The 23,418-nt window shown below is 68.6% G+C and carries 24 protein-coding genes; 10 read left to right on the top strand and 14 right to left on the bottom strand.

Annotated features, from left to right (window positions below):
- Positions 1 to 24: 24 nt before the first annotated feature.
- Genes VEA62_RS05440 through VEA62_RS05430 form a run of 3 tightly spaced genes read right to left on the bottom strand, consistent with a single transcriptional unit; the run spans position 25 to position 4,771 of the window.
- Positions 25 to 2,475, bottom strand: coding sequence for an LPS-assembly protein LptD (locus VEA62_RS05440; protein ID WP_324819415.1), 2,451 nt, complete (start codon positions 2,473 to 2,475; stop codon positions 25 to 27).
- 47 nt (positions 2,476 to 2,522) lie between these two features.
- Positions 2,523 to 3,641: an LptF/LptG family permease gene (locus tag VEA62_RS05435; RefSeq protein WP_324819413.1), complete on the bottom strand. Its 1,119-nt coding sequence runs from the start codon at positions 3,639 to 3,641 to the stop codon at positions 2,523 to 2,525.
- Positions 3,638 to 4,771 carry an LptF/LptG family permease gene (locus VEA62_RS05430; protein WP_324819411.1) on the bottom strand — a complete coding sequence of 378 codons (1,134 nt, stop codon included), beginning with the start codon at positions 4,769 to 4,771 and terminating at the stop codon, positions 3,638 to 3,640. The genes VEA62_RS05435 and VEA62_RS05430 overlap by 4 nt, the downstream gene beginning before the upstream one ends.
- Positions 4,772 to 4,900: 129 nt before the next feature.
- Between VEA62_RS05430 and VEA62_RS05425 the strand changes: the two genes are divergently transcribed.
- From VEA62_RS05425 to VEA62_RS05405, 5 genes are read left to right on the top strand one after another with little or no spacing between them, the layout of a single operon-like run.
- The gene (locus tag VEA62_RS05425) at positions 4,901 to 6,376 is read left to right on the top strand and encodes a leucyl aminopeptidase (RefSeq protein WP_324819409.1); all 1,476 of its coding nucleotides are present in this window, start codon (positions 4,901 to 4,903) and stop codon (positions 6,374 to 6,376) included.
- A gap of 22 nt (positions 6,377 to 6,398) precedes the next feature.
- Positions 6,399 to 6,860, top strand: a complete 462-nt coding sequence (locus tag VEA62_RS05420) for a DNA polymerase III subunit chi (RefSeq protein ID WP_324819407.1) — start codon at positions 6,399 to 6,401, stop codon at positions 6,858 to 6,860.
- Positions 6,842 to 7,171, top strand: coding sequence for a hypothetical protein (locus VEA62_RS05415; protein WP_324819405.1), 330 nt, complete (start codon positions 6,842 to 6,844; stop codon positions 7,169 to 7,171). Before VEA62_RS05420 ends, VEA62_RS05415 begins: the two co-directional genes overlap by 19 nt.
- A gap of 21 nt (positions 7,172 to 7,192) precedes the next feature.
- The gene (locus tag VEA62_RS05410; protein ID WP_324819403.1) at positions 7,193 to 7,486 is read left to right on the top strand and encodes an I78 family peptidase inhibitor; all 294 of its coding nucleotides are present in this window, start codon (positions 7,193 to 7,195) and stop codon (positions 7,484 to 7,486) included.
- Positions 7,483 to 7,755: a hemolysin gene (locus VEA62_RS05405; RefSeq protein ID WP_324819401.1), complete on the top strand. Its 273-nt coding sequence runs from the start codon at positions 7,483 to 7,485 to the stop codon at positions 7,753 to 7,755. The genes VEA62_RS05410 and VEA62_RS05405 overlap by 4 nt, the downstream gene beginning before the upstream one ends.
- A 6-nt stretch (positions 7,756 to 7,761) precedes the next feature.
- On the opposite strand, the gene VEA62_RS05400 is transcribed toward VEA62_RS05405, so the two are convergent.
- Together VEA62_RS05400 and VEA62_RS05395 are read right to left on the bottom strand one after the other, a co-directional pair.
- Positions 7,762 to 8,016 (bottom strand): DUF2164 domain-containing protein, encoded by a 255-nt coding sequence (locus tag VEA62_RS05400; RefSeq protein ID WP_324819399.1) that lies wholly within the window; start codon positions 8,014 to 8,016, stop codon positions 7,762 to 7,764.
- Positions 8,013 to 9,899 (bottom strand): ABC-F family ATP-binding cassette domain-containing protein, encoded by a 1,887-nt coding sequence (locus VEA62_RS05395; protein ID WP_324819397.1) that lies wholly within the window; start codon positions 9,897 to 9,899, stop codon positions 8,013 to 8,015. The genes VEA62_RS05400 and VEA62_RS05395 overlap by 4 nt, the downstream gene beginning before the upstream one ends.
- Before the next feature lie 157 nt (positions 9,900 to 10,056).
- Here VEA62_RS05395 and ndk point away from each other — a divergent pair, with 157 nt between their 5' ends.
- Positions 10,057 to 10,476: a nucleoside-diphosphate kinase gene (gene ndk, locus VEA62_RS05390; RefSeq protein ID WP_324819395.1), complete on the top strand. Its 420-nt coding sequence runs from the start codon at positions 10,057 to 10,059 to the stop codon at positions 10,474 to 10,476.
- A 59-nt stretch (positions 10,477 to 10,535) separates the two neighbouring features.
- Here ndk and VEA62_RS05385 read toward each other — a convergent pair whose 3' ends face one another.
- From VEA62_RS05385 to VEA62_RS05365, 5 genes are all read right to left on the bottom strand, one after another.
- Positions 10,536 to 12,215, bottom strand: coding sequence for a SulP family inorganic anion transporter (locus VEA62_RS05385; protein WP_324819393.1), 1,680 nt, complete (start codon positions 12,213 to 12,215; stop codon positions 10,536 to 10,538).
- The gene (locus tag VEA62_RS05380; protein WP_324819391.1) at positions 12,205 to 12,477 is read right to left on the bottom strand and encodes a helix-turn-helix transcriptional regulator; all 273 of its coding nucleotides are present in this window, start codon (positions 12,475 to 12,477) and stop codon (positions 12,205 to 12,207) included. Before VEA62_RS05380 ends, VEA62_RS05385 begins: the two co-directional genes overlap by 11 nt.
- A 137-nt stretch (positions 12,478 to 12,614) precedes the next feature.
- Positions 12,615 to 14,678, bottom strand: a complete 2,064-nt coding sequence (locus VEA62_RS05375; protein ID WP_324819389.1) for a M13 family metallopeptidase — start codon at positions 14,676 to 14,678, stop codon at positions 12,615 to 12,617.
- 75 nt (positions 14,679 to 14,753) lie between these two features.
- Positions 14,754 to 15,344: a phosphoribosylglycinamide formyltransferase gene (purN, locus tag VEA62_RS05370; protein ID WP_324819386.1), complete on the bottom strand. Its 591-nt coding sequence runs from the start codon at positions 15,342 to 15,344 to the stop codon at positions 14,754 to 14,756.
- A complete protein-coding gene (locus VEA62_RS05365; RefSeq protein ID WP_324819588.1) occupies positions 15,341 to 16,771 on the bottom strand; it encodes a M20/M25/M40 family metallo-hydrolase in 1,431 nt (476 codons plus the stop codon). Before VEA62_RS05365 ends, purN begins: the two co-directional genes overlap by 4 nt.
- 66 nt (positions 16,772 to 16,837) lie before the next feature.
- Here VEA62_RS05365 and VEA62_RS05360 point away from each other — a divergent pair, with 66 nt between their 5' ends.
- Complete coding sequence (locus VEA62_RS05360; protein ID WP_324819384.1) at positions 16,838 to 17,302, top strand: hypothetical protein; 465 nt, start codon at positions 16,838 to 16,840, stop codon at positions 17,300 to 17,302.
- Here the strand turns inward: VEA62_RS05360 and purM are convergent.
- Complete coding sequence (purM, locus tag VEA62_RS05355; RefSeq protein WP_324819382.1) at positions 17,299 to 18,336, bottom strand: phosphoribosylformylglycinamidine cyclo-ligase; 1,038 nt, start codon at positions 18,334 to 18,336, stop codon at positions 17,299 to 17,301. The genes VEA62_RS05360 and purM overlap by 4 nt on opposite strands.
- Positions 18,337 to 18,416: 80 nt before the next feature.
- Between purM and rnd the strand changes: the two genes are divergently transcribed.
- On the top strand, positions 18,417 to 19,565 hold the full coding sequence (gene rnd / locus VEA62_RS05350; RefSeq protein ID WP_324819380.1) for a ribonuclease D: 1,149 nt from the start codon (positions 18,417 to 18,419) through the stop codon (positions 19,563 to 19,565).
- 36 nt (positions 19,566 to 19,601) lie between these two features.
- Here rnd and VEA62_RS05345 read toward each other — a convergent pair whose 3' ends face one another.
- Positions 19,602 to 20,063 carry a peptidylprolyl isomerase gene (locus tag VEA62_RS05345; protein ID WP_324819378.1) on the bottom strand — a complete coding sequence of 154 codons (462 nt, stop codon included), beginning with the start codon at positions 20,061 to 20,063 and terminating at the stop codon, positions 19,602 to 19,604.
- 68 nt (positions 20,064 to 20,131) lie between these two features.
- Between VEA62_RS05345 and VEA62_RS05340 the strand changes: the two genes are divergently transcribed.
- A complete protein-coding gene (locus VEA62_RS05340) occupies positions 20,132 to 20,854 on the top strand; it encodes an RlmE family RNA methyltransferase (RefSeq protein WP_324819376.1) in 723 nt (240 codons plus the stop codon).
- Positions 20,855 to 20,914: 60 nt separating this feature from the next.
- Here VEA62_RS05340 and VEA62_RS05335 read toward each other — a convergent pair whose 3' ends face one another.
- Positions 20,915 to 21,187: a DUF6289 family protein gene (locus VEA62_RS05335; protein ID WP_324819374.1), complete on the bottom strand. Its 273-nt coding sequence runs from the start codon at positions 21,185 to 21,187 to the stop codon at positions 20,915 to 20,917.
- 78 nt (positions 21,188 to 21,265) lie between these two features.
- Positions 21,266 to 21,814 (bottom strand): DUF2061 domain-containing protein, encoded by a 549-nt coding sequence (locus VEA62_RS05330; protein WP_324819372.1) that lies wholly within the window; start codon positions 21,812 to 21,814, stop codon positions 21,266 to 21,268.
- Positions 21,815 to 21,945: 131 nt separating this feature from the next.
- Here VEA62_RS05330 and guaB point away from each other — a divergent pair, with 131 nt between their 5' ends.
- Entirely contained in the window at positions 21,946 to 23,406 is a 1,461-nt protein-coding gene (gene guaB / locus VEA62_RS05325; RefSeq protein ID WP_324819370.1) for an IMP dehydrogenase, read from the top strand.
- The last annotated feature ends 12 nt before the right edge of the window (positions 23,407 to 23,418 follow it).

Here is a 23,418-nt window from a genome sequence, read left to right as displayed (position 1 = left end):
CGCCGGCCGGCGCCCGTCGCCCCGTCAATATCCTGTACCGCCGAAAGTGGCGAGGGTTAGGCGCACATAAGGGCCTTCCGAGGGGCCGGACGGTCTCACGCTGGTGTTGTCCCGCCGCCAGCCGAGCTCGAACCGGAAGCAATCGTCGTCGAACAGGAGGCCGATTTCGGACCGGACCAGATAGCCCGGATCGGGCTGGCCCGGACGCGGCGTCCGCTCCAGGTCGGCGATGCCGGAGAAGGCGACGCCCCAATTGCCGTACACGAACTGTTGTCCGGCCAGCTGGAGGAATTCGTAGTTGCGGTTGTTCGGTCCGGCCAAGGGGTTGGAGCGGTCAAGGATGTAGCTGACCGTCGCCAGGTTCCGCCGTCCCCACCGGCCGTCGACGGCGAGTTCGGCGCGCCGCACATTGCCGCTCGAATCGATTGTCGCGTGCCCCCATCCGCGGATGCGGTCCGACGGCGAGAAGTCACCCTGGACGACCCAGTCGGATGTGTCGGAGGCCAGGCCGGACGGATCGTAGAGGTCGCTCGCCGCGTCCGGCACGGGCACGAGGAATGCGGGCTCCTCGTCGGACCGGAAGCTGCGGCCGACGAACAGGCTCGCCTGCCGGCCGTCGTCCCACCGCACGGTGGTCCTCATGCCGGTCGTGAGGCGCAAACCGCCTTCGTACAGGTCGTAGCCGGGAAACCGGTCCACCCGGAACAGCGAGCTTTCGTCCAGCTCGATCGTTTCGCTGTCCTCGTTGGGGATGCGCGGATCGAGGTCGGGATCGGTCGAGATCGACAGCTGAGCCATCGGCTCGAGGATCATGTCCGCCGCTCCGAAGCGCCGGATCAGCGGATAGCTGACGTCGACGCCGGCGGTGGCCCGCCCACGACCGATCTCCTCCTCCTCCAGCCCCAGCGCCGGCGGCAGGTCGGCGACCGAATAGAGGTCGGCCCTCACATCGACGAATGGCTCCCAGCGCACCCCGATCGGCGAGATCATCGTCCTGCGCCAGTCGGCCTGACCCGAGACGCGTCGGCTGTCCACGCCGGGCAGTCCGAGGGTCGATCCCGGCGGAATGGTTCCGGGCCGCAGCACCGGGCTGCCGACATAGTCGTCGCGATAGAGCGACACCGCCGACCCCCTCAGCCGCAGCCGGCCGCCGAAGACCGGACGGTCAGGTTCCCATCGCGCCTCGACGAGGGGCGCGACCACCGGCAGGGCGCCGTCGCGCTCGAACTCGTTGAGCGCCGGCGTGACTGGATCGAACCGGGCGACCCGGAGGCTCTGCAGGGTGAAGGCGGCGACCGAAACATAGGATCGTTCGGTCTGGTGCTCGGCGTAGATCTGGCTGATCAGTCGGCGCTGGTCGCCGTAATAGAGGCCGTTGTCCTGATAGGGATCGCGGACGTCGTAGCGGTCGAAGAGGGTCTTGTCCGACGTCCGTTCCGCCGTGAAGCCCCAGCGCCACGGCCCCTCCGGATCGAAGCGCCCGTGCCCGAGGAAGTAGCTCCGGCTGGTCCGGTCGCCGAATTTCACGTTGCTTTCAGCGTCGTTGTCGCCGTCCAGATCGAAGTCGCCGAAATTGCGCTCGTAGGTGTAGCCGCCGCGCAGCACGACGGTTCCGTCCGCGAACCGCCGCCGCCACTGCAGGTTCAGCAGCGGCGCCACCCGGCTGTTGATCTGCGGGCTGATCAGCCAGTCCTCTGACGGCGACACCACCTGCAGGTAGGGAACCTCGAGGCTGAAACCGCGCCCCTCGTCGTAGCTCGGTATCGGCACAAGGAAGCCCGAGGCCCGTTCGACCGTCGGATCCGGGTGGGCGAAGAAGGGCAGGTAGAAGACCGGCACGCCCCCGACCTTGAACACCGCGTTCCGGTACAGCACCGCGCGCAGGCTCTCGTCCTGGACCACCTTCTCCGCCTGGATGGCGATGCTGGGTTCCCTGGGGTTCCCTTCGGCGTCGCAGATCGGGCAGGGCGTGAACAGGGCGTAGTTCAGCTCGTTGACGTTCTCGCTGCGCCGCACCGCCGTCGCCGCCATCAGGCTGGCTCCGTTGCGGAAGCGCGTGGCGAAGTCGACCGCCACGCCGGCCTTCAGGTCGGAGTCGAGCTCCAGATGACTGGCGAAGACGATGTTGCCTTCCGGATCGACGAACTCGACGCGGTCGTCGGCCGTCGCGACGCCGGCGTTCAGGTCGTAGGTCAGCCGCCCGGCGCGCAACGTCGTATTGCGGAATCGCGCGATCACCCGCCCGGTCCCCCCCGTGGCCGAGATGAGGTCGCCGTCCCGGGACGCCTTGTCGGCCTCCAGATAGACGCCCTCGGGCGTCAGGCCGTCGGGACCGCGTTGCGTTTCAGGAACCGCGGGCGCGGGTGTCTGCTGGGCCTGGGCCGCGCCGCTCCACGACGCCAGGGCCACGGCGGCGGCGCCGGCCAGAAGCCGGAGGCGCAGGGCTCCTGTTTCGACGCGGCGGTCACGCGGCATTCAGGCTCACTCGATGGACGGCGGAGGGACGACGGGCGGGGCTTCGCTTAGCCGTCTTCGGTATAGAACAGCAAGGTGAAGGCGGCGAGCGCTGTCAGCAAGGGCGGCAGCCACGCGGCCAGCCAGGGCGGAATCACCTCGGCCGAGCCGAAGGCCGAGGCGGCCTGGTTGACGAAGAAGAAGCCGAAGCCCAGCACCACCGCGGCGAGGCTCATGCGGGCCAGATCGCCCAGCCGCATCAGGCGCAGCGAGAAGGCGGCGGCCAGGATCGACATCGCCGCGAACATCAGGGGGGTGGCGAGCAGCTGCTGCAGCCGCAACCGGTAGGCGGTGCTCGAGAACCCCGCCGCCTCGACTCGCGCGATCTGGGCCGGCAACGACCAGAACGGGGTCGATTGCGGCCGGGCGAACCGTTCGAACGCCTCGTCGTCGGCCAGGCTGGAAAGCAGGTCCAGCGTCTCGTAGCGCACCGCCCGCTGGCCGATCTGGGCGCCCACGGCGTCGACCAGCCGCCAGCGCCCGGCGCTCAGCGAGGCCGAGGCGGCGTCGATCCGTTCACGGAAGGTGCGGTGGCCCTCTCCGTCGGTGGCGTAGATGAAGAAGGTCACGCCCAGCAGGCGGGCGTTGGTGCGGTCCTGACGCTCGGCGCGGATGACCATCTGTCGTGTATCGTCGCCTTCGCGGATCCACACCGCCTGGGCCGCGTCCGTCGAGCCCGACAGGCGGGTCCGCTCGCGCTGGAACAGGCCGTCGGCGGACGCCGCCAGCGGGCCGAGCGCGGTCACCGTGATCACACCGAACAGGAAGGCGGCGCCGGCCGCCGGCAGCACGAACCGCCACGCCGACAGGCCAGCCGCCCGCATGGCGACCAGTTCGCTGCGGCGGTTCAGCCCGACGAAGGCGGCGAGGGTCCCGAAGAGGAAGACGAACGGCAGCAGCTGGATGATGACCTGCGGCGACTTCAGCATCATCAGGCCGAGAATGCGGACTCCCGACAGGTCGACATCCGAGCCGATCCCGCGCGAGATCTCGACGAAGTCGATCAGCATGATCAGGGCGGCGATGACCCCCAGGGCTATGGCCAGCGACCGCGCCTGCTGGACCAGCACATAACGTTCGATGCGCCCCAGCCTGAGCCACGACGGGGTATGGTCGGCCCCGCTCACGCGAACCTCGCCTTCAGGCGCTCGAAGGCCGGCCAGTACCGGCGGCGGCGGGGCTTCAACGCGCGGAACAGAAGGCGCAGGGCGATGGCGGTGCCCGCGATCGGCAGCAGGTACTGGAACACGTTGAGCCAGCCGTTCCAGGCGCTCGCCGCGACCACCCCGTAGCCAATGATGCGGATGATCAGGAAGGCGCCGGCCACCCGGGCGATGCGCAGGCTGTAGCCGGTACGGCTGAACTGGCCTCCGAGGATGGCCGACAAAGCCATGGCCATGGCCAGCAGGGCGTACAGCGGGGCCGACAGGCGGGAGTGGGCTTCCGCCCTCAGCTCGCCGGCGGATCCGACGCGATCCAGATCCTGCGGCGAGGGGTTGAGCAGCTGCGGCAGATAGAGATCGGACGGCTTGTAGCGGATCGTGTCCGTCACCTCCGAATACTGGCCGAGCGGGACGTCCTGGCGGCCGAACGACAGATGCTCCAGCACACCGCGGCTGGAGTAGCGCTGCCAGGATCCGTCGATCAGGGTCAGGATCGGCTCGCCGTCGATGCGCGAGAAGCGGGCTTCGGCGGCATCCCAGGTGGTCACCCGGTCGTTCTCGGCCTGGTAGATGAAGATGTTCTTCAGCAGGCCGTTCTGCTCGATCTGCTGGACGTAGACGGTCAGACCTTCGGGCCCCTGGACGAATCGTCCCTCCTCGACGAGCAGGGCGGCAAGGTCGGTGCGGACGGCGAAGGCCTCGGACCGCGCCTGGCGCTGGGCCCACGGCTGGAGCACGGTGGTCACGACCAGCGTCAGCACCGCCGCGATGGCCGCGATTCGCGCGGCCGGCCGAATCGCCGACCAGCGCGTGACCCCCGAGGCGAACACAGCGGTCAGTTCCTGTTCCCGTTGGAGCCGGGTCAGGGCGATCAACGCGCCGACGAACAGGCCGATGGGAACGATCACCGCCAGAAGTTGAGGAACGGCGAGCAGGGTCAGCTTCAGCATCACCCAGACGCTCTGGCCGCGCTCGACGATAACCTCGAGTTGATCGAGGCTCTGGCTCAGGATGCCGATTCCGGCCAGCGCGGCGCACGCGCCGACGACAGGGCGGGCGATCTGGCGAAAAAGATAGCCTTGAATCAGCGTCATAAACGGAGGAAATCGCCCGTTGCAGGCGGCGGCTGGAGCGCCTCTAATACACATCCCCGCGCATCGGCGACAGTCGCCGCGCGACCCTTGTAAGCACGTCCGGGGACGCCAACCCGGCTGGAGTAGCCCATGAAGATCGAGTTCGTCGCGTCCGCCAGCGGAGCCGAAGTGCTGGCCGTCCTGGTTCATGAAGGCCGGGCCTTCCACGGCATGGGCGCCCAGCTCGACAGCGCCGCCTCCGGCGCCCTGACCAGGGCGATGAACGCCAGCCGGTTCACCGGCGGTTCGAACAGCACCCTGGTCGTCGCGGCGCCTGCCGGCGTGGACGCGGGCACGGTCGTGCTGACCGGCGCTGGCGATCCCGGCAAGTTCGACGATCTGGCCCTCGAGGCGGCGGCCGGCGCCGCCTACCACGCCGTCAAACTGTCCGGCGCGACCTCCCTGACCATCGACGCCCACGCCCTGACCGCGGACCAGGCCGCCCGCGCCGCCTTCGCCGCACGCCTGGCCAGCTACCGCTTCCTGAAGTACCGGACCACGCTGAAGCCCGAGAAGACGCCCTCGGTCGAGACGATCAAGGTCGTCGCGGCTGACGTGAAGGCCGCGCAGGCCGCCTGGGACAGGCTGGCGCCGGTGGCCGAGGCGGTGGAGTTCTCACGCGATCTCGTGAGCGAGCCGGCCAACGTCCTCTATCCGGAGGAGTTCGCGAAGCGGGTGAAGGGCCTGGAGAAGCTGGGTCTCGAGGTCGAAATCCTCGGCGAGAAGGAGCTCGAGAAGCTCGGCTTCCGCACCCTCCTGGCGGTCGGCCAGGGCAGCGTGCGCGAGAGCCAGGTCGCGATCATGAAGTGGAACGGCGGCGCCAAGGGCGACCAGCCCATCGCCTTCGTCGGCAAGGGCGTCTGTTTCGACACCGGCGGCATCTCCATCAAGCCCGCGGACGGCATGGAGGAGATGAAGTGGGACATGGGCGGCGCGGCCGCCGTGGCCGGCCTGATGCACGCCTTGGCGGGCCGCAAGGCCAGGGTCAACGCCGTCGGCGTGCTGGGTCTGGTCGAGAACATGCCCGACGGCGCGGCGCAGCGTCCGGGCGACGTGGTCATGTCCTTGTCGGGCCAGTCGGTCGAGGTGCTGAACACCGACGCCGAGGGCCGCCTCGTGCTCGCCGACTGCCTCTGGTACACCCAGGAGCGGTTCAAGCCGAAATTCATGCTCGACCTGGCGACGCTGACCGGCGCCATGATCGTCGCGCTCGGTCTGGAATACGCCGGCGTGTTCTCGAACTCCGACGAGCTGGCGAACAACTTCCTCGCCGCCGCGCCCAAGGTCGGCGAGAACGCCTGGCGGATGCCGATCCCGGCCGCCTACGAGCGCCACATCGACAGCCCGATCGCCGATGTGAAGAACACCGGCAACGGCCGCGCCGGCGGATCGATCACCGCCGCCCTGTTCCTGCAGCGCTTCACCAACGGCGTGCCCTGGGCCCACATCGACATCGCGCCGACGGCGTGGATCAAGGACAGCAAGAACCCCACCGTACCGGACGGCGCCGTCGGCTGGGGCGTCCGCACCCTCGACCGGATGGTGGCGGATTCCTACGAAGCCTGACGGGCTGGAAGGGCAGGGCGGGGTGTCTGACGCCGGTCCGGAAATCTGGTTCTACCACCTCGAGCGCTCGACGCTGGATCAGGTCCTGCCCGGCCTGCTGGAGAAGACGCGCGAGCGGGGCTGGCGGGCGCTGGTCCGCGCCGCGGACGAGCGTCTGCTCGACGACATGGACGAGCATCTGTGGACCTGGCGGGACGACAGCTTTCTCGCCCACGGCCGCGCGTCGGAGCCTGAGGCCGCGCGCCAGCCGATCCTGCTGACCCAGGCTGCGGAGAACCCGAACGGCGCTCAGGCGCTGTTCATCGTGGACGACGCACAGCTTGGCGATACGAAAGGGTTCGATCGATGCTTCATCATCTTCGACGGCAGGGACGAGACGGCGCTTCAGGCAGCCCGCCTGCGCTGGAAGACGCTGAAGGACGCCGGGGCCAATCTCGCCTACTGGAAGCAGTCGCCCGAGGGGCGTTGGGAAAGGGCGGCCTGATCGCGCTCGGCGCTCTCGCCGCCTGCTCGACCCCGGCCTCCGACGCGCCCGCGCCGCGCGCCGTCGAGGAAGCCCAGATGAGTCAGCCGGTCGGCGCGCCGGCGGTCGATCCCACCACCGACCTGTGCAAGGCCGGCGACCTGCAGTGGCTGGTGGGGAAACCGAAGACGGACATCCCCGTTCCGGTTGAGGTTGTGAACCGCCGGGTCACCTGCACGACCTGCCCGGTGACCGAGGACTACTCGCCCCACCGCCTGAACATCTTCTTCAACGAACAGACCGAAATCGTCGAACAGGTCCGCTGCGGCTGAGGCCTGAAAGGGAGACGCGCCATGAAGATCCAGTTGCTCAGCCTCGCCGCCGCCGGCCTGTTGATCGGCGCCTGCGCGCCGGTCGACAGCGGCGACGCGCCGATGCCGCCGGACGACGGGCCGTCCCGGTGCAAGGCCGACCAGTACCAGCGCTTCATTGGCCGAAACCGCTCCGAACTGCCGCCGAATCCGGCAAACGAGACCTGGCGGGTGACCTGCACCACCTGCCCGGTGACGATGGACTACAACCCCGGCCGGCTGAACATCCTCTACGAGCAGTCGACGGGCATCATCCGCGAGGTCAAATGCGGATGAGGGCGCCCCTTCTGATCGCCGGGGCACTCGCGCTGGCCTCGTGCGCGCCCGTTGCGGACACCCCCGTCGAACCGGGGCCGCAGCGGTGCGACGCCGAAGCCGCCCGTTCGCTGATCGGCACGCATGTCGGGGCCGCCAGCTTCCCGGCGGACGCCAATGTCCGCGTCGTCTGCACCACCTGCCCGACCACCAAGGACCTGCGGCCCGACCGTCTCAACGTCCGCTTCGATGAAGCCACCGGCATCATCCGCAGCGTCGACTGCGGCTAGGCGGCGTTAGCGCAGGTCGGTCTGTCGCTGCAGGCCGTAGAGCGCCTCGTCCATGTCTTCGGCCTTGGCGGCGATGACGGCGCGGGCGTCGGTCAGGGCGCGGTTGTAGATCACCGGCCCGAGATCGAGCAGGAGGCGGTCCAGCACCATCTCGGCCTGCAGGCCGCCGACCTCGATGTCCAGCTCCTCGGCCAGGACCTTGCGGAGTTCGGCGACGGCCGCCTGACGCGCCTCGCGGGAAAGCTCGATCGGCTTGTTCACGCCACCTCCGCCAGGGCTTCCTCGGCCTGCATCCACGCGGCCTCGGCGGCTTCCAGATCGGCCTGGGTCTTCGCCCGCGCCCGGGTCAGGCCTTCCAGCGCCTTGGGGTTGCTGACGGCGGCGTTGGCGAGGTCGTCGTCGATGCGGGCCACCTCGGCGGCCAGGGCGGCCATCCGCTCCTCGGCCTTCTTCACCGCATGCCGCAACGTCGAGGGAGAGGGGCCGGACTTCTTCTCGTTCTTCTTCGCGGGGGAAGTCGCCTGGACCGCGGCGGCCGCGGCCTCCTGCTTGACCTGGCTCGGCTTCACGGCCGCGGCCTTGGCCCGGTCGAGAACGAATTTCGCATAGTCGTCCATGTCGCCATCGTACGGCTTCACCGTGCCGTCGGCCGCCAGCCACAGGCGATCGGCGACCAGCTCCATCAGCGAACGGTCGTGGGTGATCAGGATCACCGCGCCGGAGTATTCGTTCAGCGCATCCAGCAGGGCCCGGCGGCTGTCGATGTCGAGGTGGTTGGTCGGTTCGTCGAGGATCAGGATGTGCGGCGCATCCATCGCGACCTGGTTGAGCAGCAGCCGCGCTCGCTCGCCACCCGACAGGGAGGCCACGGTGGTCTCCTGCTTCTCGTAGCCGAGTCCCCACTGCGCCAGCCTGGAGCGGCGACTGCTCTCGCTGGCGTCCGGCATGGCGCGGCGGATGATCTCCAACGGCGTGTCGGTCGGGTCCATGGCCTCGATCTGATGCTGGTGGAACCAGCCCACGCGCATCTTGCGGTCGCGGTGCAGCTCGCCCTGCGACACGTCCAGGGCCCCGGCGATCATCTTGGCGAAGGTCGATTTGCCGGCGCCGTTGACGCCCAGCAGGCCGATCCGGTCGTCCAGGTCCATGCGCAGGTTGAGATTGCGCAGGATCGGCTTGCCCGGCTCATAGCCGACGTTGGCGCCTTCCAGACGGATCAGCGGCGGGGCCAGAGGGCGGGGCGGGGAGGGCAGGATGAAAGGCGCGACCCGTTCCTCGATCGTGGTCGCCACCGGCTCCATCTTGGCCAGCCGCTTCATGCGGGACTGGGCCTGGGCCGCCTTGGACGCCTTGGCCTTGAAGCGGTCGACGAAGGCCTGCAGGTGGGCGCGCTCGGCGTCCTGCTTGGCCTTGGCCGACAGCTGCAGACGCGCCTTCTCGGCGCGCGCCTTTTCGAACTGGTCGTAGTTGCCCGTGTAGAGCGTCAGGGTGCGGTTCGCGAGGTGCAGGATGTGGGTGCAGACCTCGTTCAGCATTTCCCGGTCGTGAGAGATGATCAGGGCCGTGTGCGGATATTTCTTCAGCCGCGCCTCCAGCCACAGGGCTCCTTCGAGGTCGAGGTAGTTGGTCGGCTCGTCGAGCAGCAGCATGTCCGGCTCGGCGAACAGGGCGGCCGCCAGCGCCACGCGCATGCGCCAGCCGCCCGAGAATTCGGACATCGGCCGCTGCTGGTTTTCCTGGTCGAAGCCGAGGCCGACGAGGATTTCGGCGGCGCGCGCCGGGGCGGCGTCGGCGTCGATCTCGATCAGCCGGGTCCAGATCTCGCCCATCTCCTCGGGCTCGGCCGTCTCCAGCCGGGTCAGCAGTTCGTGCCGCTCGACATCGGCCTCGAGGATGGTTTCCAGCACGCTGACCGGCGTGGCGGGGTGCTCCTGGTCGACTGAGGCGACGCGGGCGGTCTTCGGCAGGCTGATCTCGTCGCCGCCGGCCGCCAGTTCCCCCAGGATCAGCTTGAACAGGGTCGACTTGCCGATGCCGTTGCGGCCGACAAGCCCGACCTTGGAGCCGGGCGGCAGGCTGACGGAGGCGTCCTCGAGGAATTTGCGGCCCCAGGCGCTGAAGGTCAGGTCGGTGATCTGGAGCATGGGACGGCCGAAATTCTCGTGTCGCCCTCAAGCAGCGAGACGCCGCGCGTCGAGCGATAGGGCACAAAAACGGGATGGTTGGAAACCGGGGAGGGCGCGTCTATAAGCCCCCACCTCGCAAGATTCACCCTCAATCTCCCAACAAGAAGTCACTCCCATGACCGAACGTACGTTCTCGATCATCAAGCCCGACGCCACGCGCCGCAACCTGACGGGCGCCATCAACGCCGTGATCGAGGGCGCCGGCCTGCGCATCGTCGCCCAGCGCCGCGTCAAGCTGACCGAAGCCCAGGCGAAGAAATTCTACGAAGTCCACGCCGAGCGCCCGTTCTACGGCGAACTGGTTTCGCAGATGACCGCCGAGCCGGTCGTCGTGCAGGTGCTGGAAGGCGACAACGCCGTGGCGCGCTATCGTGAAGTGATGGGCGCCACCAACCCGGAACAGGCCGCCGAAGGCACCATCCGCAAGCAGTTCGCCCTGTCGATCGGCGAGAACTCGGTGCACGGCTCGGACAGCCTCGAGAACGCGAAGATCGAGATCGAGCAGTTCTTCGCGGACGACCAGATCGTCGGCTGATCCGAACTCCCGGACTGATCCACGAACGGCCGGCTCCCTGACGGGGCCGGCCGCTTTCGTTATGCCGCGGTCTTTTGCGCCCCGATGCGTTTGCGCGCCGTGGCGAAGCTCTTGACGAAATGGACCCGCTTCAGGCGATCCCGCGGCGTGGCCTGCATCAACGACTTGAGGACGGCGTGGTCGGCCCCGACGACGATGACCTCGGCCCCGTCGCCCTGCATCCGGGCCAGCAGGTCCGCGAAGGCCAGGGCGCCGGTCGGGTCCAGCATCGGAACCTCCTCGAGCCGCAGGATGTAGGTCCGCCGGCGCGCGCCGATGCGGTCCATGGCGTCCTTGATCAGGCCGGCGCTGCCGAAGAACAGCGGACCCCGGAAGGTGAGCACGCCGACATCGCCGGGCAGGCCCTGGTTGGGAGCATAGCGGCCCTCGCCATTGTCGGGCCGGTCTCCCTCGATCAGGGGCGCGCGGCCTTCCAGGGTGGCGAGGTTCGACATCCGGTGCATGAAGACGAAGGTGGCGAGGGCCATGCCGACGCCAATGGCCACCGTCAGGTCGACGAGCACGGTCAGGGCGAAGGTGGCCAGCAGCACAGCCCTGTCGCCGCTCGATGTGCGCAGGATCAGGCGGAAGCGGTGCGTCTCGGCCATGTTCATGGCCACCACCACGAGGATGGCCGCCAGCGCCGGCATGGGCGTGAACACCATCACCGGCGCCAGGACCACCATGAAGACCAGCAGGAAGGCGGCGTGCATCATGCCCGCGACCGGCGTGCGCGCCCCCGAGCGGATGCTGGTCGCCGTGCGGGCGATGGCGCCCGTGGCGGGCAGCCCGCCCACCGCGGCCGAGGCGATATTGGCGACGCCCTGGGCGGTCAGCTCCATGTTCGAGCGGTGGCGGCGTCCGGTCATCTGGTCGGCGACCACGGCCGAAAGCAGCGACTCCACCCCCGCCAGCAGGGCGATGGCGAGCGCGCTGGGCAGGACGTCCGTGGCCTTGCTCCAGGTCCAGAACGACAGGTCGGGCAGGGGAATCCGCGCGTTCATCTCGCCGAAGCGCGAGCCGATGGTCTCGACCGGCAAGCCGAGCGCCGCCACCGCCACCGCCGCCGCGACGGTCGCCACCAGGAAGCCGGGAACCTTAGGCGCGTAACGGCGGAGCGCCAGGATGGCGGCGATGCAGGCGGCGGATAGTCCGACGGCTGGCAGGGTCAGCGTCGCCCGCGCGGCCCACAAGGCCTGCATCTTGGGAATGAACTCGGCCGGAATCTCCGCTGCCGTCAGCCCCAGCAGGTCGGGGATCTGGCTGGCCAGGATGACCACGGCGATGCCGCTGGTGAAGCCTGTGGTGACCGGATCGGGGATGTATTTGATCAGGCTGCCGACGCGGGCCAGCCCCGCGACGACGAGAATGGCGCCGGCCATCAGCGTGGCCATCAGCAGGCCGTCATAGCCGTGCTTGCTGATCACACCGTAGACGATGACCACGAAGGCCCCGGTCGGGCCGCCGATCTGGAAGCGGCTGCCGCCCAGGGCCGAGATGAGGAAGCCGGCGACGACCGCCGTGACCAGTCCCGCTTCCGGAGTGGCGCCCGAGGCGATGGCCAGGGCCATGGCGAGGGGCAGGGCGACGACCGCGACGGTCAGGCCGGCCACGCTGTCCGCCCGGAAATCGCCCAGGCCGTAGCCCTGCCTCAGGACCGTGACGGTCTTGGGCAGGAACAGCTTCCAGTCAGAGCCCATCGCGCACCGTCGTCTTCCGTTCGATCAGCCGAACCCCACGCCCCGTGCCCTGGCTCGGCGCGCCCTCCGCGATCATCTCCACCCCGGCGTCGGCCAAGGCCGTGACGACCTTCTCGAGGCTGTCGACCACAGCCCGGACCGAGCCGGGACAGGCCTCCATACGCTGCACCGTCTGCGGAGACAGTCCCGCCAGCTGAGCCAGATCCCGCTGGTCGATGCCGAGGAGCGCCCGTGCGGCGCGAAGCTGGGGGCCCGTGATCATGCAAATGCCTTTGGTGATATATCAGATATCAACATACAGCATTCAGATAGCAATCAGGCCGTCTCCCCGCAAGCGAACGAAAACGGCCCCGGCGATGGCTCGCCGGGGCCGGATTCACGTCGCCCTGAGGGGCCGTCCTACCAGATGCGGGCGCGGGCCTCGGGGGCGAGGTACTGTTCGTCGCCCGGCTGGACGCCGAACGCCTCATACCAGGCGTCGATGTTGCGGACGGTGGCGCCGGCCCGGAACATGGCGGGAGCGTGCGGATCGACGGTGACCTGTGCGCGCAGCGCCTCGTCACGGGTATTGTTGCGCCACACCTGGGCCCAGCCGAGGAAGACCCGCTGGTCGCCGGTCAGGCCGTTGATCACCGGCGCCGGCTGGCCGTTCAGGGACATGTGGTAGGCGTCCAGCGCCAGCAGCAACCCGCCAAGGTCGGCGATGTTCTCGCCCATGGTCAGGTCGCCGTTGACGGTGACGCCTTCAAGCGGGGAGAGGGCCGAATACTGGGCTCCCAGCACCCGGGCGCGCTCCTCGAACTTGGCGGCGTCCTCGGCCGTCCACCAGTCGCGCAGGGCGCCGTCGCCGTCGGTCTTGCGACCCTGGTCGTCGAAGCCGTGGGTGATCTCGTGGCCGATCACCGCGCCGATACCGCCGTAGTTCACCGCCGGATCGGCGTTCGGATCGAAGAACGGCGCCTGCAGGATCGCCGCCGGGAAGACGATCTCGTTGCGCACGGGGTTGTAGTAGGCGTTCACCGTCTGCGGGGTCATGCCCCACTCCAGCGGATTGACCGGCTTGCCAAGCTTGGCCACGTTGAAGGCCCATTCGAAGGCCGCCGACCGCTCGACGTTGCCGTACAGGTCGCCCGGCTCGAGACGCAGGCCGTCGTATTCGCGCCATTCGTCGGGATAGCCGATCTTCACGTTGAAGCGGCTCATCTTGTAGAGCGCCTGCTCCTTCGTCGCCGGGCTCATCCACTCGAGACCCTGGATGCGCGCGGTCATGGCGGCGCGCAGGTTGGCGACCAGTTCTTCCATCTGGGCCTTGGACTCGGCGGGGAAGTGACGCGCCACGAACTCGCGGCCCAGAACCTCGCCCAGCGAGCCGTCGACCGTGGCCACACCCCGCTTCCAGCGCGGCTGGTTCTCCGGCTGGCCGCCCAGCACCTTGCCGTAGAAGTTGAAGCGGTTGTCGACGAAGGCCGACGACAGGAAGGGCGAGGCCTGGTCGATCACGTGGAAGGCCTGCCACGACTGCAGGGTTTCGATGGGGGTTTCGGCGAACACCCTTGCCATGCCCGGGAAGGCGGTGTTGTTCGCCGCGATCAGCACCGGCACTTCGCCCATGCCCGCGCCCTCGGCCCAGGCCGCCCAGTCGAAGCCCGGGGCGGACGTGGCCAGTTCGGCCACGGTCGTCGGATTATAGATCTTGTCGACCTGTCGGTTCTCGACCGCGGTCCAGTGCTGTTCGGCGATGCGGGTCTCGAAGGCGACGATGTCCGCCGCGGCCTGTTCCGCGTTCGGCCAGCCGGCCAGTTCCAGCGCCTTGGCCACATAGGCCTGGTAGGCCGCCTTCTGCTCGGCGAAGCTGGCCTCGAGGTAGTAGTCGCGGTCAGGCATGCCGATGCCGCCCTGGACGACGTAGGCGCTGGTCTTGTTCGAGTCCTTCAGGTCCTCGAAGATCTGCACCCCGAAGATGCTGGATCCGAAGCCGGACTGGGTCCGGCCCATCAGCGCGGCCATCTTCTCGCGCGTGTCGGCGGCGCGGACCTCTGCCAGATCGGCCTGCAGCGGGCTGGCGCCGAGGCGCTCAACGGTCGCCTCGTCCATGAAGCTGCCGTAGAAGGCGCCGATGCGGCCCGCGTCCTCGCTGGCGCCCGGGTTGGCGACGCTCTCCTCGATCAGGGCCTTCAGGTTCTCCTGCGACCGGTCGTGCAGCATGTGGAAGGCGCCATACGAGGTCCGGTCGGCCGGGATCGGGGTGTTCTTCAGATACGTTCCGTTGGCGTACAGGTTGAAGTCAGCGCCGGGCCGGACGGAGGTGTCCATGCCCGCCACGTCGAAGCCGAACGTGCCGATGACGGGCTGGGTGGTGGACGGAATCTCCACGATGGGCGGCGTGTTCTGCGCGACGGCCGCGGTGGCGGCGAGCGAGAGGACGGCCGTGGCCGCGCAGGCCAGGAGACGAAGCTTGAGCATTGGAGAAACCCCGATTGAGACTTGGCCGGCAACCTGACTCAAGCGCCGGGCTCTGTCGTGGCGAAAGTCGCCAGATTACAAACTTCTCATCTGGCGGCAGAAATCCGCGAGCACGGCGGGATACAGGCGATGCTCGGCCTCCAGCACCCGCTGCGCCAGCAACGCCGGCGTGTCGCCCGCCAGCACCGGAACGCGCGCCTGACCCAGCACAGGGCCTTCGTCGACGCCTTCGGTGACCAGATGGACTGTGCACCCGGCCTCGAGGTCACCCGCGGTCAGGGCCCGGGCGTGGGTGTCCAGGCCCGGATATTTCGGCAGCAGGCTCGGGTGGATGTTCAGCATCCGGCCCTGCCAGCGCTTCACCAGCCACGGCGTCAGCAAGCGCATGTACCCGGCCAGGGCGACGACCTCGACGCGGTGCTTCTCCAGGATGGTGTCGACCGCAGTTTCGTGCGCCTCGCGATCCTTGCCGAACGGACAATGGTCGACCACTGCGACGGCGACGCCCTTGGCCTGCGCGACCGCCAGTCCGGCGGCATCGGGCCGGTTCGACAGCACCAGCACCACCTCGAAGGGGCCGTTCCCAGCCTGCGCCGCATCGATCAGCGCCGCCATGTTGGATCCGGCCCCCGAAATCAGGACCGCGACCCTGACGCGGTCCGTCATTGCGCCGGGCGGGGCGCCGGGTCGCCGACGGAGACGAACGACCCCGACGGCCCCGGGAACACCACCGGGCTCTCGTAGCCGTCGTCGGATACGGCCGAGACGCCGAAGAAGAAGTCGTCGATGACGATGCCCGGCAGCACCAACTCGGTCGCCGACCCGGCCCAGCGGCTGTGGGTCCACTGCGGCGCCGTGGTCGAGCGCCACCAGACGCGATAGCCGGCGGCCCCCGGAACGGCCTGCCATTTCACGGTGGTGTCCGGCTTGACCGCGCCCTCAATGGTGACGCCCAGGGGGCTGGCGGGGGCGCTGGCGAGCGCCGCCATCGAGACGATGTTCAGCCGGGCCACCTGACCCAGATAGCCGAAGTCGACCCCGTCGATGGTGTCCCCGTAGTGGACGCCGTTCTCGACCCGCAGGTCCTGGTGCTGGCGGTCGTAGTTCTCGGCGCCCTCGCTGATGCGCACCGCGGGGAAGCCGTGACGCAGCATCTCGACCTGGTCGCCGCCCCGTCCGTAGCGGTCCGTGCGATAGATCATCTCGACATCGAAATTGGCCAGGTAGCGGTCGGCGATGGCGTCGACGAAGCGCGCCAGATTTCGCGATGAGGAATCGACCTCTCCGCCATTGTACCGCCGGCGCTCTTCCTGGGCCTCGGTCTCGACCGTCTTGGTCCCTTCCGAGAAGACCCGTACGCGGGTGGTGTCGCGGACACCGGACTGGCCCTGGGAGTTGCCGACGATGTCGTTGTTCAGATTGGCCTCGACCCGCCAGCCCTGCGCCTGGGCGTAGTCAGCCAGGATCTTGCCGCCCAGCAGCCCCTGCTCCTCGCCGGAGAGGGCGGCGTACACCAGGGTGGCGTCGAACCGGTGCTTCGAAAGCACCCGCGCCGCTTCCAGCACCGCGGCCACGCCCGAGGCGTCGTCGTTGGCGCCGGGCGCGTCGTCGGTGAAATTCATCACATCGGTGACGCGCGAGTCGATGTGGCCGGAGATGATGATGACGCGGTTCGGATCGCCCGTTCCGCGTTGGATGGCGACGATGTCGACGACCTCTGTCGGGGTTGGGACGCGGGGACCGGTGACGGTGTCGGACGGCGTCACGACGGTCAGGCAACCGCCGCAGTCGCGGCCGATGGCCTCGAACTGCCGCTGGGCCCAGCGCCGGGCCGCGCCGATGCCGCGCGTATCCGACACCGCGTCCGACAGGGTATGGCGGGTGCCGAAGCCGACCAGGGCCTCGATGTCGGCGCGCATCCGCTCCGGCCGGACCTCGCCGGCAACCTGGTGAAGCAGGGCGTGCTCGGACGGGGCGGGGGTCTGGGCTGCGGCGAAACCGGGAACCAGCATCAGCCCGGCCAGGGCGATCGACAGCGCGCGCATCGGCGACCTCATGGTGTGGAAGGCGCGGACCTTGCCGGGGCGACGCACGACGGTCAATGCGTCCGGCTTGCGCTCGCCGCCTGCGTCCGGGAAAGTGCGCGTCCGGAGGTCTCCATGCACGCCCTGTTCCTCTTCGCCACCCTCGCTGTCAGCCCGCCCGATCCGGGGCAGATCACCCGCGACATCGTGATGGACGTCTGCCTGCCCTATGTCGCCGAGGGCGCGGCCGATCAGGCCGTCCTCGCGCGCAACGGCCTCAATGGCTCGCTCGAGGAAGGGGAGGGCGACTTCCGCAGCCGCAACGACGTCTACCTGGTTCAACTGACGACATCGGGCAGCGCCCGAGACGGTGATCTGCGCCGGGTCTGCGTGGTCCAGGCGCGATCGGCTTCGTTCGAGCAGGCCCGGGACGCCGTCGCCGCTCCCTTGCGGGGGGCCGGTTTCGCCGCCAGCCCGGACGAGCCTGAAGACTGGCCGGTGTGGACGAAGGGCGGGGTCACCGTCTCAGTGCACCAGAACCCGGGACGGGCGACGATCATCCGCGCCAGCTATTCCAGCCTGGACGCCGAAGGCCTCTAGTTCGCCGCCAGCTGCCCGCAGACGAAGGCGACCTCGCCGGCGTTCAGCAGGGCCGCCAGCACCGGCTCGGCGTTCTCCGGCGCGACCACCAGGATGAAGCCGACCCCGCAGTTGAAGGTGCGGCGCATCTCGTGGTCCGAGATTCCGCCGACCTCGCCCAGCCACTGGAACACGTGCGGCAGGGGAATGGCGTCCCAGTCGAAGGCCGCGTGCAGGCCCTCGGCGATGCAGCGGGGCGGGTTCTCGATCAAGCCGCCGCCGGTGATGTGCGCCGCGCCCTTGACCAGCCCGGCCTTCATCAGCGGCAGCACAGGCTTCACATAGATGCGGGTCGGCTCCATCAGGGCCTGGGCCAGGGTCCGATCCTTGGCGAAGGGCGCGTCGGCGTCCCAGCCGAGGCCAGACTTCTCGACCACCTTGCGGATCAGCGAATAGCCGTTGGAGTGCGGGCCCGACGAGGCCAGGCCGATGATCACGTCCCCCGTCGCCTGGCGGTCGAGGTACGGCAGGGCGTGGCCGCGTTCGACGGCGCCCAGCGAGAAGCCCGCCAGGTCGTAGTCGCCGCCGGCGTACATGCCGGGCATCTCGGCCGTCTCCCCGCCGACGAGGGCGCAGCCGGCCTGGCGGCAGCCCTCGGCGATTCCCGCCACCACCCGCCTGGCCGCGTCGATCTCGAGCTTGCCGGTGGCGTAGTAGTCGAGGAACAGCAGCGGCTCGGCGCCCTGCGCCAGCAGGTCGTTGACGCACATGGCGACGAGATCGACGCCGACCCCGTCATGCCGGCCCGTTTCGATCGCGATCTTCAGCTTGGTGCCCACGCCGTCCGTGGTCGCGACGATCAGCGGATCCTCGAAGCCTGCCGCCTTCAGGTCGAACAGCGCCCCGAATCCGCCCAGCGAGGCCTCGGCGCCGGGCCGGCGGGTCGATTTCGCCAGCGGCTTGATCGCGTCGACCAGCATCTCGCCGGCGTCGATATCCACCCCCGCATCAGCGTATGTCAGGCCGTTACGCAGGCTCTCGGGGGTGTCGCTCATCGGTCACGGGCCTGAATCAGTGGGCGGATTTATGCGGCGGCTCTTGCCACAACCGCATCGCGCGGGGCTATAGCATCCGAATGACGCCGATCACCACCACCGAGGCGCTGCGCGAATTCTGCGCACGTCTGGCCACCGCCCCCTTCATCACGGTCGACACCGAGTTCATGCGGGAGACGACCTACTGGCCGCGCCTGTGCCTGATCCAGGCCGCTTCGGCCGCGGACTCGGCGATCATCGATCCGATGGCGGAGGGGCTTGATCTGTCGCCCTTCCTCGACCTGATGCGCGACGAATCGATCCTCAAGGTCTTCCACGCCGCCCGCCAGGACGTGGAGATATTCGTCAAGCTCGGCGCCATGCCGAAGCCGATGTTCGACACCCAGGTCGCCGCCATGGCCGCCGGCTTCGGCGACCAGGTTTCCTATGAGGCGCTGGTCCGCCAGATGCTGCGCCAGGAGGTCGACAAGGGCAGCCGCTTCACCGACTGGGCCCGTCGCCCGCTGTCCGACGCCCAGCTGATCTACGCCTTGGGCGACGTCACCCACCTCGCCGCCCTGTATCCGAAACTGCGCGACCGGCTGCAGAAGGACGGCCGCCTCGATTGGGTGATGGCGGAGATGGAGGATCTGACCGATCCGGCCCTCTATGACACCGATCCGGAAAAGGCCTGGAAGCGGCTGAAGCCCAAGAAATATTCCGCCAAATACCTTGCCGCCTTCGTCGCCACCGCGGTGTGGCGCGAGCGCGCGGCCCAGGAGCGCGACCAGCCGCGCGGCCGCATCCTCAAGGACGAGGCCATCGACGAGATCGCCGCCCAGGGCCCGACCGACGCCGACGCCTTCAACCGCCTGCGCTCGGTGCCCAAGGGTTTCGGCGCCTCGCGCCTCGGAGTCGAGCTCACGGCCGAGCTGAAGCGGGTGCTGGCCGATCCGGAGGCCCACGCCCCCAAGCTGGAGCGGCCCGCCCACAACCAGCCGGCGCCGCCCTCGGTGGTCGAACTGCTCAAGGTGCTGCTCAAGGCCAAGAGCGACAACGCCGGCGTCGCCACCAAGCTGATCGCCAACGTCGCCGACCTCGAGAAGATCGCGCTCGACGACGAGGCCGACATCGACGCGCTCAAGGGCTGGCGCCGCCAGTTGTTCGGCGAGGACGCGCTCAAGCTCAAGCGCGGCGAGATCGCGCTTGTCCTCAATGGCCCGCGCGTCGAGGTCGTCGAGATCGAATAGAAAAAAGGGCCGCTCTATCGAACGGCCCTTTCCGTGTCAGCTCACCGTCGCCTTGACGATCTTGCCCGGCGACCGGGGCGGCTCGCCCTTGGGCAGGGCATCGACATGTTCCATGCCTTCGATGACCTGGCCCCACACCGTGTACTGGCGGTCGAGGAAGGTGGCGTCGTCGAAGACGATGAAGAACTGGCTGTTGGCGCTGTTGGGATCCGACGTCCGGGCCATTGAGCAGACGCCGCGCACGTGCGGCTCGGCCGAGAACTCGGCCTTCAGGTTGGGCTTCTTGGAGCCCGAGGTGCCGGTGCCGGTCGGGTCGCCCCCTTGGGCCATGAAGCCGGGGATCACCCGGTGAAAGACCACGCCGTCGTAGAAGCCTTCCTGGGCCAGTTCGGTGATCCGGGCGACGTGACCGGGGGCGAGGTCGGGGCGCAGCTTGATGACCACGTCGCGGGCCTCGCCGTCGCCGGTGTCGAGAGTGAAGGTCAGGGTTTCGGCCATCGGGGGCTGCTCCTTTGAAATGTCGCGGGGTCATAGCCCGCAATCCCGGTCGGGGCTATGGGAGAGGCATGAGCGACGACGAAAAGCCCGCGGCCAAGCCGCCTGAACGCCGCCGCATGGTCCGCCCGCCCTCGGGCGGGACGGCGGCAGGGCGCGGCATGGGCACGAAGATGAAGACGGCGGACACCAAGTCGATGTCCAGCCAGCAGTGGATCAAACGCCAGCTGTCAGACAAATGGTCCGAGCGCGCCCGGGCCGAGGGCTGGCGCAGCCGCGCCGCCTTCAAACTGCTTGAGATCGACGACCGCTTCCACCTGATCAAACAGGGCAGCCGGGTCATCGACCTCGGCGCCGCGCCGGGCGGCTGGGTGCAGGTGGCGCTGAAGCGCGGGGCCAGGGCAGTGGTCGGCGTCGACCTGCTGCCGATCGAGCCGATCCCCGGCGCGACGCTGATCCAGGCCGATTTCACCCATCCGGGCGTCGACCAGCAGATGATCGAGCTGCTCGGCGGTCCGCCCGACCTGGTGCTGTCGGACATGGCCCACAACACCGTCGGCCACCGCCAGACCGATCACCTGAAGATCATCGCCCTGATCGAGATCGCCGCCGACTTCGCCATCCGCACACTGAGGCCCGGCGGGCATTTCGTGTCCAAGAACTTCCAGGGCGGCGACGCCGGCGGCGTGCTCGCCCGCCTGCGCGCCGAGTTCGAGACGGTGAAATACGTCAAGCCGGAGTCGAGCCGGAAAGACAGCGCCGAGGTGTTCCTGGTGGCGCTGAACAAGCGGTGACGACGGGCGTCACGCGATGACCGGATCAGGGTTGGGCCCGAAGACCCAACCCCTCTGATCCTAGAACCCGATCGGATCCCGAGTATCGCAGGATTCCGAGTAGGAGATCGCGAACTCGGTCTGTTCGCCCCAGTGCCACTGGTTGCCGCCGCAGGTGATGCCGCGGCCGCCCACGGGATCGTTGTAGGTGGCGTCGGAGAAGTATTCGACTTCGATCGACCGCGCCGGGTAGGCCATGGCCGCGGTGGCTCCCGCGCCGGCGACGAGCGCCAGAACGAGGGTCGTGGCCTTCCAGTTGCGGGCGGCGGCGGTACGGAGACTCTTGAACGTCATGTCTTGTCCTCCTTCGACCCAAGGTGTCGGGTCGCGCAATCTTAAGGAGAAATCAACGCGAAATGCAACGTTGCGGCGTCAGGCCGACGCCAACTCGGCCGCGCGCCGGGCTTTCCGCGCCTCGATCCGCGTCCAGATGCGGTCATGCACGGTGAAGAACACCGTCTGCACCAGCGGCTCGATGATCCCGATCGCCAGGGCCGTACGCCAGTCCTGGGTGAGGGCGAAGGCGACGGTGACAGCCACCGCGAAATGCATCACGCCATAGGTGACGGTCTTCAGGGCGATCTGCTTCAGCGAGCGGGGCAGGGCGCGGCTATGGCCGTGGTGGCCGTGAACCCGGGTCTGTTCCTCGGGCCGCATCACCTCGAGACGGGCGGTGACCGCCTCGGCCGCCTCCTCCACATTGGACAGCATGCCCCGCCGCTCGATCCGGTGCCAGACGCGGTCGTGAATCGAATAGGCGATGGTCTGGAAGAAGGGCTCGACCACGCCGACCGCCAGAGCCAGCCGCCAGTCTCGCGTGATGGCGAAGGCGACGAGAATCGCCACCACCAGGTGCATCACGCCATAGCTCGCGATTTTGAGCGCGAGGCGGCGGGCGGTGCTGATCAACAGTCGAACCATGCGTCCTTCAGATGTGGGGTCGACGCCGCATCCGGCAAGCCAATTGTTCTTATCGTCATCATAGGCCCGGGCGGCCCTTGCGGTTCCCCGCCTTCCACCGCTATACGCGGCCCGCAAAACGGAGACTCCTCATGGAGATACGCGAAGGGCTCACCTTCGACGATGTTTTGCTGGAACCCGGCCCGTCAGAGATCATGCCCGCCGACGCGGACGTCTCGACGAAGCTCACCCGCGACATCAGGCTGAACATCCCGCTGACCTCGTCCGCCATGGACACGGTCACCGAAAGCAGGCTCGCCATCGCCATGGCCCAGGCCGGTGGTCTGGGCGTCCTCCACCGCAACATGACGGTCGAGGAACAGGCAGAGCAGGTTCGCCAGGTCAAGCGCTACGAAAGCGGCATGGTGGTCAATCCGGTCACCGTCAGCCCCGACACGACTCTCGGCGAGGTTCGCGAGATCGTCTCCCGCAAGAAGATCACCGGTTTCCCGGTGGTCGATCCGGGGTCCGGCAAGCTGGTCGGCATGCTGACCAACCGGGACATGCGTTTCGACACCGATCCGAATCGCAAGGCATCGGAGCTGATGACCACGGGCGAACTTGTCACCGTGCGCGAAGGCGCCGGCCGCGAGGAAGCGCGTGAACTGCTCCGCACCCGCAAGATCGAGCGGGTCATAGTGGTCGACGAGGACTATCGCGCCGTCGGCCTGATCACGATGAAGGACATCGAGAAGGCCCAGGCCTTCCCGAACGCGGCCAAGGACGATCAGGGGCGGCTGCTGGTCGGCGCCGCCTCGACCGTCGGCGATGCCGGCTACGAGCGTTCGATGGCCCTGGCCGAGGCAGGCGTCGACGTGGTGGTGATCGACACCGCCCACGGCCACTCGATCCAGGTTTCGCGCGTCGTCGAGCGCATCAAGCGCGAATCCAACCGCATCCAGATCATCGCCGGCAACGTGGCCACCTATGACGCCGCCCGGGCGCTGATCGATGCGGGCGCGGACGCGGTGAAGGTCGGCATCGGCCCCGGCTCGATCTGCACCACCCGCATCGTCGCGGGCGTGGGCGTGCCCCAACTCACGGCGATCATGGAGGCCGTGCGCGCCGCGAAGGACTCCGGCGCCCCGGTCATCGCCGACGGCGGCATCAAATATTCCGGCGACCTGGCCAAGGCCATCGCGGCCGGGGCCTCGGTGGCCATGATGGGCTCGATGTTCGCCGGCACCGACGAGAGCCCGGGCGAGGTCTTCCTGTACCAGGGCCGGTCCTACAAGTCGTACCGCGGCATGGGCTCGGTCGGGGCCATGGCCCGCGGCTCGGCCGACCGCTACTTCCAGAAGGAGGTCTCGGACCAGATGAAGCTGGTGCCCGAGGGCATCGAGGGCCAGACGCCCTACAAGGGGCCGATCGCTCCGGTGCTGCATCAGATGGTTGGAGGGCTGCGCGCCGCCATGGGCTATGTCGGCGCCGCCACCATCACCGACTTCCAGGAACGCGCCCGCTTCGTGCGCATCACCGGCGCGGGCCTGCGGGAGAGCCACGTCCACGACGTGATGATCACGCGCGAGGCGCCGAACTACCGGCAGGGCTGAGGAAGGGGAGGA

It is taken from the genome of Brevundimonas sp., assembly GCF_035627475.1.
In the GTDB taxonomy this organism is placed as follows: domain Bacteria; phylum Pseudomonadota; class Alphaproteobacteria; order Caulobacterales; family Caulobacteraceae; genus Brevundimonas.
The sequence above is the reverse complement of the archived record's forward strand: the minus strand, read 5'-3'. Positions and strand labels throughout refer to the sequence as shown.

What these genes read in the sequence shown, in the direction of transcription:
- VEA62_RS05405 (WP_324819401.1), top strand. Translation starts at nt 7,483, where the DNA reads ATGAGGGCGCCCCTTCTGATCGCCGGGGCACTCGCGCTGGCCTCGTGC.
- VEA62_RS05360 (WP_324819384.1), top strand. Translation starts at nt 16,838, where the DNA reads ATGCACGCCCTGTTCCTCTTCGCCACCCTCGCTGTCAGCCCGCCCGAT.
- VEA62_RS05340 (WP_324819376.1), top strand. Translation starts at nt 20,132, where the DNA reads ATGAGCGACGACGAAAAGCCCGCGGCCAAGCCGCCTGAACGCCGCCGC.
- VEA62_RS05410 (WP_324819403.1), top strand. Translation starts at nt 7,193, where the DNA reads ATGAAGATCCAGTTGCTCAGCCTCGCCGCCGCCGGCCTGTTGATCGGC.
- VEA62_RS05425 (WP_324819409.1), top strand. Translation starts at nt 4,901, where the DNA reads ATGAAGATCGAGTTCGTCGCGTCCGCCAGCGGAGCCGAAGTGCTGGCC.
- VEA62_RS05440 (WP_324819415.1), bottom strand. Translation starts at nt 2,475, where the DNA reads ATGCCGCGTGACCGCCGCGTCGAAACAGGAGCCCTGCGCCTCCGGCTT.
- guaB (WP_324819370.1), top strand. Translation starts at nt 21,946, where the DNA reads ATGGAGATACGCGAAGGGCTCACCTTCGACGATGTTTTGCTGGAACCC.
- VEA62_RS05380 (WP_324819391.1), bottom strand. Translation starts at nt 12,477, where the DNA reads ATGATCACGGGCCCCCAGCTTCGCGCCGCACGGGCGCTCCTCGGCATC.
- VEA62_RS05345 (WP_324819378.1), bottom strand. Translation starts at nt 20,063, where the DNA reads ATGGCCGAAACCCTGACCTTCACTCTCGACACCGGCGACGGCGAGGCC.
- VEA62_RS05430 (WP_324819411.1), bottom strand. Translation starts at nt 4,771, where the DNA reads ATGACGCTGATTCAAGGCTATCTTTTTCGCCAGATCGCCCGCCCTGTC.
- VEA62_RS05395 (WP_324819397.1), bottom strand. Translation starts at nt 9,899, where the DNA reads ATGCTCCAGATCACCGACCTGACCTTCAGCGCCTGGGGCCGCAAATTC.
- VEA62_RS05330 (WP_324819372.1), bottom strand. Translation starts at nt 21,814, where the DNA reads ATGGTTCGACTGTTGATCAGCACCGCCCGCCGCCTCGCGCTCAAAATC.
- ndk (WP_324819395.1), top strand. Translation starts at nt 10,057, where the DNA reads ATGACCGAACGTACGTTCTCGATCATCAAGCCCGACGCCACGCGCCGC.
- VEA62_RS05335 (WP_324819374.1), bottom strand. Translation starts at nt 21,187, where the DNA reads ATGACGTTCAAGAGTCTCCGTACCGCCGCCGCCCGCAACTGGAAGGCC.
- purN (WP_324819386.1), bottom strand. Translation starts at nt 15,344, where the DNA reads ATGACGGACCGCGTCAGGGTCGCGGTCCTGATTTCGGGGGCCGGATCC.
- VEA62_RS05375 (WP_324819389.1), bottom strand. Translation starts at nt 14,678, where the DNA reads ATGCTCAAGCTTCGTCTCCTGGCCTGCGCGGCCACGGCCGTCCTCTCG.
- purM (WP_324819382.1), bottom strand. Translation starts at nt 18,336, where the DNA reads ATGAGCGACACCCCCGAGAGCCTGCGTAACGGCCTGACATACGCTGAT.
- rnd (WP_324819380.1), top strand. Translation starts at nt 18,417, where the DNA reads ATGACGCCGATCACCACCACCGAGGCGCTGCGCGAATTCTGCGCACGT.
- VEA62_RS05385 (WP_324819393.1), bottom strand. Translation starts at nt 12,215, where the DNA reads ATGGGCTCTGACTGGAAGCTGTTCCTGCCCAAGACCGTCACGGTCCTG.